Here is a 12,322-nt window from a genome sequence, read left to right as displayed (position 1 = left end):
TTCGGCCCCCGCGGCGCGTCCGATCCGGTCCTGGAGGCGCTCCGAGGGCCCGGAGGACTGTAGATTTGCGCCTCGTGACCGGCACCGAGGACCCAGTGGAGAACCAGGCACCGGCTGCCCCCCGCCACTGGGAGGCGGATGTCCTGCTGCGCGACGGCAGGACCGCCCACATCCGGCCCATCGAGGCACGGGACGCCGAGCTGCTCGTCGACTTCTACGCCCGGGTCTCCGACCAGTCGAAGTACTACCGGTTCTTCTCCCCGATGCCGCAGCTCAGCGATCGGGACGTCGCCCGCTTCACCCAGGTCGACCACGTCAACCGGGTGGCGTTCGTGCTCACCCTCTCGGGCAAGATGATCGCCGTCGGGCGGTACGACGTCGTACGCCCGGGGGAGGCGGAGGTCGCCTTCCTCGTGGAGGACCAGCACCAGGGGCGCGGCATCGCCCAGCTGCTGCTCGAGCACCTCGCCCAGGCCGGCCGCGAGCGTGGCGTCGAGCGCTTCGTGGCCGAGGTGCTGCCCGACAACAGCCGGATGATCCAGACGTTCCGGGACGCCGGCTACCGGGTGGCCAGCGAGTACGAGGACGGCGTGCTCGCCCTGGAGTTCTCGATCGAGCCGACCGACACCGCCATCGGGCTGATGGTCAACCGCGAGCACCGTGCCGAGGCCGCCTCCATCGAGAAGTTCTTCAACCCGCGCTCGGTCGCCGTGATCGGGGCCAGCCGCCGGCAGGACACCATCGGCCAGGCACTGGTCCGCAACCTCGTGATGGGCGACTTCACCGGACGGGTGTACGTCGTGAACCCCAGCTCGGCGGCCGTGTCCGGGATGCCGGCGTACTCCACGGTGGGGGAGATCCCCGACGACGTGGACGTCGCGATCGTGGCGGTGCCCGCCGAGGCGGTCCAGGACGTCGTGCTCGACTGCGCCGCCAAGGGCGTCCACGGCCTGGTCGTGATCTCCTCGGGCTTCGCCGAGACCGGCGAGGAGGGCCGCCAGCGCCAGCGCCGTCTCGTGGGGCTCTCGCGCTCCTACGGGCTGCGCCTGATCGGGCCGAACTGCCTGGGCATCATCAACACCGACCCGGCCGTCTCGCTCAACGCCTCGCTCTCGGGCCTGATGCCGCCCCGCGGCCGCGCCGGCTTCTTCTGCCAGTCCGGTGCCCTCGGCTCGGCCATCCTGGAGAAGGTCAACAACCGCGGCCTGGGCCTCTCGACGTTCGTCAGCGCGGGCAACCGCGCCGACGTGTCCGGCAACGACCTGCTCCAGTACTGGGAGGAGGACGACTCGACCGAGGTCGTGCTGCTCTACCTCGAGTCGATCGGCAACCCGCGCAAGTTCTCCCGGATCGCCCGGCGGGTCTCGCTGCGCAAGCCGATCATCGCGGTGCGCTCGGGCCGCACCACCCAGGGCGTCCCCATGGGCCACGCGGTGCGCAAGATCGCCGCGCCTCCGCAGGCGGTCGACGCGATGTTCCGCCAGGCCGGCGTGATCCAGGTGGACACGCTGGAGGAGATGTTCGACGTCGCCCAGCTGCTGGCCCACCAGCCGCTGCCCCGCGGGCGCCGGGTCGCGATCGTCGGGAACTCCGACGCCCTCGGGCTGCTGGCCGCCGACGCAGCCGCCGCGGTCGGCCTGGTCGTGAACAAGTCGGTCGCCCTGGGCGCCGAGGCCACGGCCGAGGACTTCGAGGACGCGCTCGACGCCGCGATCGACGACCCCGAGGTCGACTCGGTGGTCGCCGTCTACATCCCGCCGCTCAACGTGTCCGGCGAGGACGTCGCCAACGTGCTCGCCGCGGTCGGCGAGCAGTCCGACAAGCCGCTGGTGTCGTCGTTCCTCGGGGCCGAGGGCGTCCCCGAGCTGCTGCGGGTCCCCGACGTGGCCGGCTCGACGGCCGGCCGCGGCTCGGTGCCGTCGTACCCCGCTGTCGAGGCCGCGGTCCGCGCCCTCGCCCGGGTCGTGGAGTACGCCGTGTGGCTGCGCACCCCCGACGGCCCGCCGGTCGGCCCCGACGAGGTCGACCAGGCGGCGGCCAAGCGGCTGATCAACGACCTGCTGCGCCGGCACCCGCAGGGCACCGAGCTCGAGCAGCCGGACCTGACGACGCTCCTCGCGGCGTACGGCATCGAGCTGTGGGAGACCCGCGAGGTGACCTCCCACGAGGAGGCCCAGAAGGCGGGCGAGGACCTCGGCTGGGACGTCGTGCTCAAGGCCACCGCCGACCACCTGCGCGAGCGGCCCGACCAGGCACACGTGTGGCGCAACATCGACACCCCCGGCGAGATGCAGGACGCCTGGGAGTCGTTGACCGCCCGGATCACCGAGCCCGAGAAGGCCGGCTTCGTGGTGCAGAAGAACTCCACGCCGGGCGTGCCGGTCGCCATCCGCAGCATCGAGGACCCGCTGTTCGGGCCGGTGGTGTCCTTCGGCATCTCCGGGCCGCTGATCGAGCTGCTCGCCGACAAGGCCTACCGGATCCCGCCGCTGGGTGAGCGCGACGCCGCCGCGATGGTGCGCGAGATCAAGTCCTCGCCGATGCTCTTCGGCTACCGCGGCAGCGAGGTCGTCGACGTGGCCGAGGTGGAGCGGCTGATCCGGCGGGTGGCCCAGCTCCAGAACGACCTGCCCCAGGTCAGCTCCATGGAGCTGTCCCTGGTCCTGGCCGGCGCGGACGGCGCCACCGTGCTCACCGCCGCCGCGCGGGTCGACCCGGTCGCCGACGCGCGGTCGGACTGGTTCGTGCGGCGGCTGCCGGACCACCCCGGGGACACGATCCCGGGCTGAGCCCCACCCACCGTCTTGCCTGCTGCGCGCCTCGTGCCAGCCGTGCCGGTGTCCGGCGCGGTCGCGTGACAGACTGCACGCATGCGCAGCAGGACCACCGACGACCGGGACCGGACCCTCGAGCTGAGGGACGCCATCGACCACACCGGCTACTACCCCGAGGTCGTGGCCCACGGGGTGGAGGCGGCCGTGGCGGGGGAGCAGGTCGTCTCGTTCTTCGTGCACCACGAGCCGACCTTCGAGCGCGACGAGGTGCGCCGTCACCTCAGCGTGGTGGTGCTGACCCCGACGCGGCTGATCCTGGCCCACACCGACGAGCACACCGGTGACGACCTGCTGCCCGAGCCCTACACCTCCACCTCCACCGAGGCGGTGCGCCTCGAGGCCGTGAAGTCGGTGGTGGTGACCCGGATGATCGCCAACCCGACCTCCGGCCCGACCCCCCCGCCGAGGCCGTGATGACCATCGGCTGGGGCGGCGTGAGCCGCGTCGACCTCGAGCCGGCGGGCTGCAGCGACCCCGAGTGCGAGGCTGACCACGGCTACACGGGCGTGCTGGCCTCCGACGACTTCTCGATCCGGGTGTCGGCCGCCGCCGACGGCGCCGACGCCGTCGGGGGCTGCTGTCCTTCGCGGAGTCGCTCTCCGCCCGGACCCACGGGGCATGAGCGCCGGGTTCGTCGAGCCTGCCTACCACCAGCGTTCCCTCGGTGACGTCGTCCCGGCCGTCGCGGCCGCCCTGGGCACGCCGCTGGCGGAACGCCCGTCCGGGCTGCTGCTGCCCCGACGCCCGGGCGTACGTCGTGTTCCTCGTCGACGGCCTGGGAGCCCGGCTGCTGGAGCGCTACGCCCACGCCGCGCCGTACCTCTCGAGCCTGCTGGTCGACCAGGCCCCGGCCACCGCGGGCGTGCCGTCGACCACCGCGACCAGCCTGACCTCGCTAGGCACCGGTCTGACGCCGGGCGCCCACGGCCTGGTGGGGTTCACCTCGCGGGTGCCGGGCACCGGCCGGCTGCTCAACGCGCTGCTGTGGGACAAGGACGTCGACCCGATGGAGTGGCAGCCGCACCCGACCGCCTTCTCGAGGCTGAGGAGCTGCGGGACGAACGTGACGGTCGTCAACAAGCGGGAGTTCGTGGGCAGCGGGCTCACCATCGCCGCCCACCCGGGGTGCGGACTACGTGGGGGCCGACAAGGTGGGCGAGCGGATCGCCGCTGCCGTGGCCTCCTCGTCGGACGGCCCCTCGCTGACCTACCTCTACGACGGCGACCTCGACTGGACCGGGCACCGGTACGGCGTCGCGTCGAGCCAGTGGCTCCAGCAGCTCTCGATCATCGACTCCGAGGCCGAGCAGCTGCGCGACTCGCTGCCCCGCGCGACGCGGCTGCTCGTCGTGGCCGACCACGGCATGGTCGACTCAGCGCCGGAGAGCCGGATCGACGTGGACGAGCGGCACGAGCTGCGGGACGGGGTGGCGCTGATCGGGGGCGAGGCACGCTTCCGACACCTCTACTGCCACCGCGGGGCTGTCGACGACGTGGCCGCCACCTGGGCCGAGGTGCTGGGCGACCGGGCCGAGGTGATGACCCGTGACGTCGCGGTGGCCCGGGGCTGGTTCGGCCCGGTGTCCACGTCCGTCCTGCCGCGCCTCGGCGACGTGGTCGTCGCCGCCTGCGGGGACACGGCCGTGCTGTCGACCAGCGACTTCCCCTACGAGGCGAAGCTGGTGGGCCTGCACGGGTCGCTGACGCCCGAGGAGATGCTCATCCCCATGCTGGTCGACTGAGGCTCGCTCCACCACCGTCAGCGGATCCGCTGGCGCCCGGGTCTCGCCACGCCGGTCGCGACTTCGTTCCTCAGTCGCGCGGCTCGCTCGACCACCATCAGCGGATCCGCTGACGCGTCTCCGCTCACCGAAGGGCAGCGGCTCGGGGGCCAGGCTGACCGCCTTGGCGCGCGCGGCGGTGAGCCGGCGCCGGTGGTGCTGGCGGCAGAGCACCTCGTAGGCGATCTCACTTGGCTCGGCAGGCCCTGCGCCTTCGGGCTGGTCGACGTCGCCGACGACGATCTGGTCGCCCTCGACCACCATCACGCCGTTCTCCGTGCGGGCATTGTGGGTCGCGCGCTTGCCGCACCAGCACAGGGCTTCCACCTGGAGGACGTTCATCCGGTCGGCGAGCTCGACGAGGCGCGCGCTGCCCTCGAACAGCGCCGTGCGGAAGTCGGTGAGGATGCCGAAGGCGAAGACGTCGATCTGCAGCTCGTCGACCACCTTGGCCAGCTGGTCGATCTGGTCGCGGGTGTAGAACTGCGCCTCGTCGCAGATGAGGTAGTCGATCCGGCCGCCCTGGGTGAGCGTGCGCACGACGTAGGTCCAGAAGTCGAAGGTCTCATCGACCTCGATCGCCTCGTGGGTGAGTCCGAGGCGGCTGGACAGCATCGCCTCGCCCGCCCGGTCCCGGGTGGTGAAGATCCGGCCGACCCGTCCGCGCGCGGCGTGGTTGTGGTTCGTCTGGAGCGCGAGGGTGCTCTTGCCCGAGTCCATGGTCCCGGTGAAGAAGTGCAGTTCAGCCACGGGTCGCGATCCTTTCACAGGCCCTCTGCTGGAGGATGGGCGACATGACCGGTCCGCTGATCTCCGTCGACGAGCTGCGCGCCGCCCTGCACCCAGGGGCGAGCTCGTCGACCCCCACCGTCCTCGACGTCCGCCACCGGACGGGCGGCCCGCCCGGCCAGAAGGAGTACGCCGCCGGGCACGTGCCGGGGGCGGTCTACGTCGACCTGGACGCCGACCTGGCCGCGCCGCCCGGTGAGGGCGGGCGGCACCCGTTGCCCGACGTCGCCGTCTTCGAGGCCGCGATGCGGCGGGCCGGTGTCTCCGCGGACCGTCCCGTTGTCGTGTACGACGACTGGTCCGGGCTCGCGGCCAGCCGGGCCTGGTGGCTGCTGCGTTTCCACGGGCACCCCGACGTACGGGTCCTGGACGGCGCGTGGGCGGCGTGGACGGCCGCCGGCGGTCCGGTCGAGACCGGTGCCCCCGACGACGTCGCCGAGGGGGACTTCGTCGCCGATCCCGGCCACCTGCCCGTCGTCGAGGCCGACCGGGTCCCTGAGCTGGCGGTGCTGGTCGACGCCCGCGAACCGGAGCGCTACCGCGGCGAGACCGAGCCGATCGACCCGGTCGCCGGCCACATCCCCGGCGCGGTCAACGTGCCGACCGCGCGCAACCTCGACGGGGACGGGCGCTTCCGCTCACCCGAGGAGCTCCGGGAGCTCTACGCGGCGGTCGGGGCCACCCCGGAGGCGGGGGAGCGCGGCGAGGTCGCGGCCTACTGCGGCTCCGGCGTCACCGCTGTCCACGACATCATCGCCATGGAGCTGGCCGGCGTCCGCGCCGCGCTCTACCCGGGCTCGTGGAGCGGCTGGATCACCGATCCCGACCGGCCCGTCGAGACGTTTTGATGGCGAAGGGCGACGTCGGACCCTAGGGTGCGACAGGTGCGATTGCTCAGGAGCCCCGTCCTGCTGCGACGTGCCTCGTGGGTCGCGCTGCTCAGCGGGCTGCTGGGTCTGTGGGCCCACCACTGGCGGGGCAACATCGTGAACAACTACAGCTGGTCGCCCGGCAACTACGCTGCGGCAACCAATCTGATGCACATCTTCGGGGGAGTCTTCGTCGTGGCTCTCGCTTGTGTCGGCCTCTGCCTGGTCACTCGGCTGGTGTCACGTCCGCCCGAATGAGCGGCAGGCCGGCCTGCGACCTCAGCCCAGCCCTCAGGCCTGATCAGCCAGGGACCGGAACCATCGCCGACCGGGGGCGCCGATTGGTCAAGAACTGCATGCCGGGCGCCTGAAGATCTGTCGTTGGTGACCAATCGGCAAGCCCGCGGGGCGCAAGCCGGGAGGCAGGCCCAGCGCGACGAGGCGCAGGTCTCGAGCGACCCCTACCAGTGGATCCCCTTGAACAGCTTGGCCAGCATGATCTGCTCCGACTCGCGGGTCCCGCCGCCGGACTCACCCTTGGCGGCGGCCGAGTCGGGGAAGACGTGGTAGGCCATGTTCAGGACCCGGAAGGCGAGCTTGGGGGCGACCGTGTGCGCGATCGCGCCGGCGTTGCCGAGCATCGTGTTGATCTCGTGCGGGCGCTCGACCATCGCCCGGATGACCAGGTCGGCCGCCTGGGCCGGAGAGATGGTGGGGAACTTGTCGTAGATCTTGGTCGGCGCAATCATCGGCGTCCGCACCAGCGGCATGTGGATGCCGGTGAAGGTGATCCCGTCGCCGACGAGCTCGGAGGCCACCACGTTGCTCCACGAGTCCAGCGCGGCCTTGGAGGCGACGTAGGCCGAGAAGCGCGGCGGGTTGGTCTGAACGCCGATGGAGGAGACGTTCACGACGTGGCCGCGCTTCTGCTCCTGCATCTTCGGGACCAGGCCCATCACCAGCCGGATCGCGCCGAAGTAGTTGAGCTGCATGGTGCGCTCGAAGTCGTGGAAGCGGTCCTGGGACAGCCGCAGCGACCTGCGGATCGAGCGGCCGGCGTTGTTGACGACGAAGTCGATCGAGGGCAGCTCGGCCGACATCGCCTCGCACAGGCGGTCGATGGCGTCGAGGTCGGAGAGGTCGCAGGGATAGACGTACGCCGTGCCGCCGCGCAGCTCGATCGCGGCGCGGGTGTCCTCGAGCTTCTCCTTGCCGCGCGCGACGAGGACAGGGATGCCGCCGGCCTGGGCCACCTTCAGCGCCGTCACGTGGCCGATGCCGGAGGAGGCGCCGGTGATCACGACGTGCTTGCCGGTCAGTGCCTCGCGGACCGCCGGGTCCCGGCCGGTCGACTGGTCGAGGTTCTCCTCCCAGTAGGTCCACAGGGTGCGGGAGTAGGACTCCAGGTCGGGCACGCCGATCCCGGAGCCCGCCAGCGCCTTCTCGGTGCGCCGCGAGTCGAAGACCGCGGTGAACGACGTGTGCGCGAGCACCTCGGCGGGGACGCCGAGCCGGCCCACGGTCTGGTCGAGCACCAGCTGGGCGGGGGCCGAGCGGATCAGCCCGTTCACGATCGTGGACGGTCGCAGCGCCCGGGGCACCAGGGACAACGGCCCAGAGCGGGTGACACGTCGGTCGAGCGGGGTCGCGAACTGCGGCGCCCCGGCCGCCGCGCAGAAGGCGTTGACCATGTCGACGACCGGCTGCGGTTCGGGGTTGACGAGGTGAAAGGCCTCGCTGTCGCGGTCCGGCAGGTGCGCGATGTGGTCCATCGCGGCGGCGACGTAGTCGACCGGGACGACGTTGGTGTCCCCGAGGTCGACCCCGACCAGCGGCAACCAGGCCGGCAGGCTGTCGCGCATCAGCTTCATCAGGGGGAAGAAGTAGTACGGGCCGTCGACCTTGTCCATGGCGCCGGTCTGGGAGTCGCCGACCACGATCGCCGGGCGGTAGACCCGCCACGGGACCTTCGCCTCCTCGCGGACGATCTTCTCGGACTCGTACTTCGTCCGGTGGTAGGGCGAGGGGAGGCCCTGGCCCTCGTCGAACATCGTCTCGTCGAAGCGGCCGTGGTAGTCGCCGGCGGCGGCCACGGACGACACCTGGTGGAAGCAGCCCACCTCCAGGGCCTCGGCCAGGCCGAGGGCGTTGCGGGTGCCGCCGACGTTCATGGTCTCGTTGGTGGCGTCGTCGGCGGTCATGTCGTAGATCGCGGCGAGGTGGAAGAAGTGGTCGATGCCGCCCCGGTGCTCGGTGACCCACTTCTTCGCCACGCCCAGCTGGGGCTCGGAGAGGTCCCCGACGACGGGCACCACCCGGTCGGTGCCCCAGCGGCGGATCAGCGTCTCCATGCGGGCCAGCGAGCCCTGCCGGACCAGGACGAAGATCTCGCCCTCGCGATGATCGACCAGCTCCTGGACGAGATGTCGGCCGATGAAGCCCGTGGCGCCCGTGACGAAGTACGACATGCCGGGAGACTACCGATTGGTAGCCGTCATGGGCAGGGGTGTGGACGGTGTGACGCAGGACGTCACACGCTCACTCCGACTTGCCGCCGCCGAACATGATCTCGTCCCAGCTCGGCACCGACGCGCGACCGCGGCTCTTGCGGACCGGACGGCGGGACGGGGGCTCCTCCGCTGCGGGCGGGTCCGACGCCTCGGAGGCCTCGGACTCGGGCTGGTCGGTGGTGTCGCGGGCTGCTGCGTCGGCCGCCTCCTCGCGCAGCTCACGCTCGGCGGCCGGCGGCGGCGGCTCCTCGGTCAGGAACGCCTCGAGCGGCTGCTCGGCGCCCAGCTCGATGCCGGCGTCCGCCTCTGCGCCCGACCGGTCGGTCACCAGCTCGATCGCGTCGTCGCCGAGGGGCAGCTCCTCCGGAGCGTCCGGGTGTACGGCGGACAGCCGGCGCTGGCGGGCCTGCTCGAGGTCGTTGCGGGGCTCGGCCACGCGGTTCTTGACCACGATCTCGCCCAGCAGCCAGCGGGCGTCCTCGTTCTCGGCGGTGACGTAGTTGCCCGGGGCGTCGAAGGTGAACTGCGCGTGCCCGCTGCGCTTGGTCGAGTTGAACTCTCCGGTGAGCGACCAGCGCCCGTCCTCGCGTCGCCAGGCGTCCCACTCGACCGTGCCCGGGTCGACGTTGATCGAGCGCAGGTGGCCCGCGACGACGTCACCGAGCGTGCGCGCGCCTCCGGCGGCCTGGTCGGCGCCGTTGCGGCGGCGCACCGACGACCGCTGCGCGCGGTCGGCGACGTGCTGGCGCTCGGCGAGGACCGGTGCCGCGAAGGCCATGATCTTGTCGACGCTGGTCTGGGCCGCCTGGGCGACCGCCTCCGGCGTCTCACCCGCACGGATGCGGGCCTGGATGTCGCGGGGGCGGAGGGCGCTGTCCATCTTCATCTCCAACTGACCGAGGCGTGCGGTGTCGCCGCGCAGTGCGGCCCGGAGCCGGGCATCGATGTCGAGGGTGAACTCGACGCCCGCATCGCTGACCAGGAGCAGGCACTTCCCGTCGTCGCTCACTTCGGCGAGCGTCAGGTGCACCATGGGGGACTGCTCCTTGCCTTCTGTGCTGGTCAGCGTGGGTTCTACGGTGCGCCGAGCCTACGCCAGCGAGAGGGCCGCACGCGTCACCGCGACGGCGTGCCCCGGTAACCTCCCACCGTGTCTGCGACGCTTCCGGCCAGCGAGCCTGTCACCACCCTCGTGGTCCTGGACCTGGTGGGCATCTTCGTGTTCGCCGTCACCGGCGCCCTCGTGGGTGTTCGCAAGGACCTCGACGTCTTCGGTGTGCTGGTCCTGGCCGGGACCACCGGGCTCGGCGGCGGCTTCCTGCGCGACGTGCTCATCGGGGCGACCCCGCCTGCGGCCCTGGAGGACTGGCGCTACCTGATGGTGCCGGTGGCCGCCGGCCTGCTGACCTTCTGGTTCCATCCCGCCGTCGGTCGCCGCGAGCGCGCCGTCAGCGTGCTCGACGCCTTCGGCCTGGGGCTGTTCTGCGTCACCGGGACCCTCAAGGCGATGGAGTACGGGCTCGGGCCGATCCCGGCGGCGCTGATGGGCATGGTCACCGGCATCGGGGGCGGGATGGCCCGCGACGTGCTGGCCGGGCGCGTACCCGCGGTCTTCCGCGGGGACCTGTACGCCACCCCCGCCCTGGCCGGGGCGTTCATCACCGTCGCTGGAGAGCGCCTGGACCTGCCCGTCGTGGTCGTCGCCTTCACCGGCGCCGGGGTCTGCATCGTGTGGCGCCTGGTCGCGATGTGGCGCAACTGGCAGGCGCCGATGCCGACCGGGCCGGCCAGCGTCTGAGCGAGGCTCACCGCCGCTCGTTCACTGCCCCATGCGCGAGCCCACGGGGAGCGCGAAGCCCTCCTGGTCGAGCTGGTGGAAGGAGCCCAAGCCGGTCTGCGCCGGGCTGCAGTCACCCGCCGGGACGTGGCACTGGACGATCGCGAGCTTGTCCTGCCAGCCGTCCTGGCCGAGGACGAGCAGCGTGTGGTCGTCGAGCCAGCCGTAGCCGGAGGCGAAGTTGTACTCCATGTCCAGCTTGACCCGCTCGCCGGTCGTGTCGTCCCACACCTTCGGCTCGTCGGCGTCCTCGGTGAACCAGTGCCCGTCGGGGCTGAACGTCCCCGGGCCACCGAAGGAGCCCTTGAGGTGGACCGCGTCGTTGGGCGAGGTGCCGATGGAGGTGCCGTTCTCGCCGTTGAACGCGATCAGGCCGCCCTTGGCTGCCGTGATGTCGAGGTCGCTGCCGGCGGGGGAGTCGACGACGGTGGCCTGTCGCGTGTCGAGGTCGGTGGCGACCGCGCCCCGGGCGTCGCGCCAGTAGGCCGTGTGACCGTCGATGGCGTAGAAGTACGGCGAGCTGCCCGGCCCCGACGGGTCGCTGGCCCCAGCCGGCTGGTTGTCGTAGGTGGTGGTGTCGCCGGTCGCCTGGTCGAGCACGACGTACGCCGGCTTGTCGCCGCTGGCGTCGAGCCAGCCGGCCAGCGTGCCCTGGGTGTCGGACACCAGGTGCGGGGCCTTGGCGTCGGTGGTGCCGACCCGGGTCTCGGTGCCGTCGACCTGGGACCAGACCGTGCCGTCGGAGTCAGCGAGCACGAACCCGGCGCTGGTGCGGACATAGGCGCGCACGTCGTGCTGGAGGGCCACCTTGCCGCCCGGCAGGTCCGGCCCGTAGAGCGTCTGCCCGGACGCCCAGGTCAGCGCCGGGGTCGGGGCCGGGGCGCCGGCCGGCTCCGGGGAGCCGTCGCCGTCCAGCAGCTGAGGCAGCACGACGGCGCCGCCCACGGCCACCAGCACGGCCACCCCGCCCGCGACGACGGCCGCGCTGCGGCGACGACGACGGCGGTCGCCGGCCCGGGTGAGCGCGTCCACGTCCGGGACGGCGAAGTCCACGGCGGCGGCACGGTCGTGGAGCAGGTTCTTGAGCTTCTCGGTCATCGGGTCACCGTCCGGTCGTGAGCGTGTCGAGGGGGAGCAGGTCGGCGTCGTCGCCGAGCTGCCGGCGGAGCTTGTCGAGGCCTGCCGAGACCTGGCTCTTGACGGTCCCGACCGCGCAGCCCATGGTCTCGGCCGTCTGGGCCTCGGTGAGGTCCTCGTAGTAGCGGAGCACGATCGCCGCGCGCTGCCGGACCGGCAGGGCCATCAGGCACTCCCACAGCCAGGTGCTCTGGGCGACCTGGTCGTCGTGCCCGGCCGTCGTGCGGTCCGGGGGTTCGGCGGTGCTCCGCTCGTGCGACCAGCCCTTGCGGCGGAACCACGAGATCGCGGTCGTGGTGATCGCCTTGCGCGTGTAGGCCTCGGCGTTGCCCTTGTCGTGCAGCCGCGGCCAGGCGGCGTACGTCTTGGTCAGGGCCTCCTGCACCAGGTCCTGGGCCAGCGACCGGTCCCCGACGATCAGGTAGGCGGCCCGGTGGAGCGCTGCCGAGCGCGCGGTCACGAACTCCGCGAACTCCGCTTTCTCCTGGGCCCTCCCCTGGGCCTTCGTCTGGGTCTTGTCCCGAGCCACCACTGGTCCTCTCGTCGACGGGTTCTGAACCGTCTG

Annotated in this window: 9 protein-coding genes and 2 pseudogenes; 6 read left to right on the top strand and 5 right to left on the bottom strand. The window is 72.1% G+C overall.

Going from position 1 to position 12,322, the window contains the following annotated elements; translation table 11 throughout:
* Nucleotides 1-74 precede the first annotated feature (74 nt).
* The 4 genes and pseudogenes from H0S67_RS14045 (at nucleotide 75) to H0S67_RS28240 (ending at nucleotide 4,576) form a co-directional block, all read left to right on the top strand.
* Nucleotides 75-2,789 (top strand): bifunctional acetate--CoA ligase family protein/GNAT family N-acetyltransferase, encoded by a 2,715-nt coding sequence (locus H0S67_RS14045; RefSeq protein ID WP_246354740.1) that lies wholly within the window; start codon nucleotides 75-77, stop codon nucleotides 2,787-2,789.
* Nucleotides 2,790-2,870: 81 nt separating this feature from the next.
* Nucleotides 2,871-3,248, top strand: a complete 378-nt coding sequence (locus H0S67_RS27435; protein ID WP_343050091.1) for a DUF5998 family protein — start codon at nucleotides 2,871-2,873, stop codon at nucleotides 3,246-3,248.
* Nucleotides 3,248-3,502 (top strand): DUF5998 family protein, encoded by a 255-nt coding sequence (locus H0S67_RS27430; RefSeq protein ID WP_343050090.1) that lies wholly within the window; start codon nucleotides 3,248-3,250, stop codon nucleotides 3,500-3,502. The genes H0S67_RS27435 and H0S67_RS27430 overlap by 1 nt, the downstream gene beginning before the upstream one ends.
* Nucleotides 3,499-4,576 (top strand): annotated as a pseudogene (locus H0S67_RS28240) (alkaline phosphatase family protein). The gene H0S67_RS27430 and the pseudogene H0S67_RS28240 overlap by 4 nt, the downstream one beginning before the upstream one ends.
* 126 nt (nucleotides 4,577-4,702) lie before the next feature.
* On the opposite strand, the pseudogene H0S67_RS14030 reads toward H0S67_RS28240, so the two are convergent.
* Nucleotides 4,703-5,365, bottom strand: a pseudogene (locus tag H0S67_RS14030) (thymidine kinase); the annotation flags it as partial.
* Nucleotides 5,366-5,409: 44 nt separating this feature from the next.
* Here H0S67_RS14030 and H0S67_RS14025 point away from each other — a divergent pair.
* Nucleotides 5,410-6,252 (top strand): sulfurtransferase, encoded by an 843-nt coding sequence (locus H0S67_RS14025; protein ID WP_180933553.1) that lies wholly within the window; start codon nucleotides 5,410-5,412, stop codon nucleotides 6,250-6,252.
* 482 nt (nucleotides 6,253-6,734) lie between these two features.
* Here H0S67_RS14025 and H0S67_RS14020 read toward each other — a convergent pair whose 3' ends face one another.
* Both H0S67_RS14020 and sepH read right to left on the bottom strand, forming a co-directional pair.
* Nucleotides 6,735-8,741, bottom strand: a complete 2,007-nt coding sequence (locus H0S67_RS14020) for an SDR family oxidoreductase (protein WP_180933552.1) — start codon at nucleotides 8,739-8,741, stop codon at nucleotides 6,735-6,737.
* 70 nt (nucleotides 8,742-8,811) lie between these two features.
* Nucleotides 8,812-9,816 carry a septation protein SepH gene (sepH, locus tag H0S67_RS14015; RefSeq protein WP_180933551.1) on the bottom strand — a complete coding sequence of 335 codons (1,005 nt, stop codon included), beginning with the start codon at nucleotides 9,814-9,816 and terminating at the stop codon, nucleotides 8,812-8,814.
* Between the two features lie 117 nt (nucleotides 9,817-9,933).
* Between sepH and H0S67_RS14010 the strand changes: the two genes are divergently transcribed.
* Entirely contained in the window at nucleotides 9,934-10,581 is a 648-nt protein-coding gene (locus H0S67_RS14010; protein WP_180933550.1) for a trimeric intracellular cation channel family protein, read from the top strand.
* Nucleotides 10,582-10,602: 21 nt separating this feature from the next.
* Here H0S67_RS14010 and H0S67_RS14005 read toward each other — a convergent pair whose 3' ends face one another.
* On the bottom strand, nucleotides 10,603-11,718 hold the full coding sequence (locus tag H0S67_RS14005) for a hypothetical protein (RefSeq protein WP_180937065.1): 1,116 nt from the start codon (nucleotides 11,716-11,718) through the stop codon (nucleotides 10,603-10,605).
* 4 nt (nucleotides 11,719-11,722) lie between these two features.
* Nucleotides 11,723-12,286 (bottom strand): SigE family RNA polymerase sigma factor, encoded by a 564-nt coding sequence (locus tag H0S67_RS14000; protein WP_180933549.1) that lies wholly within the window; start codon nucleotides 12,284-12,286, stop codon nucleotides 11,723-11,725.
* Between the last annotated feature and the right edge of the window lie 36 nt (nucleotides 12,287-12,322).

This window comes from Nocardioides ungokensis (genome assembly GCF_013466985.1).
GTDB classification, from domain to species: Bacteria; Actinomycetota; Actinomycetes; order Propionibacteriales; family Nocardioidaceae; genus Nocardioides; species Nocardioides ungokensis.
The sequence above is the reverse complement of the archived record's forward strand: the minus strand, read 5'-3'. Positions and strand labels throughout refer to the sequence as shown.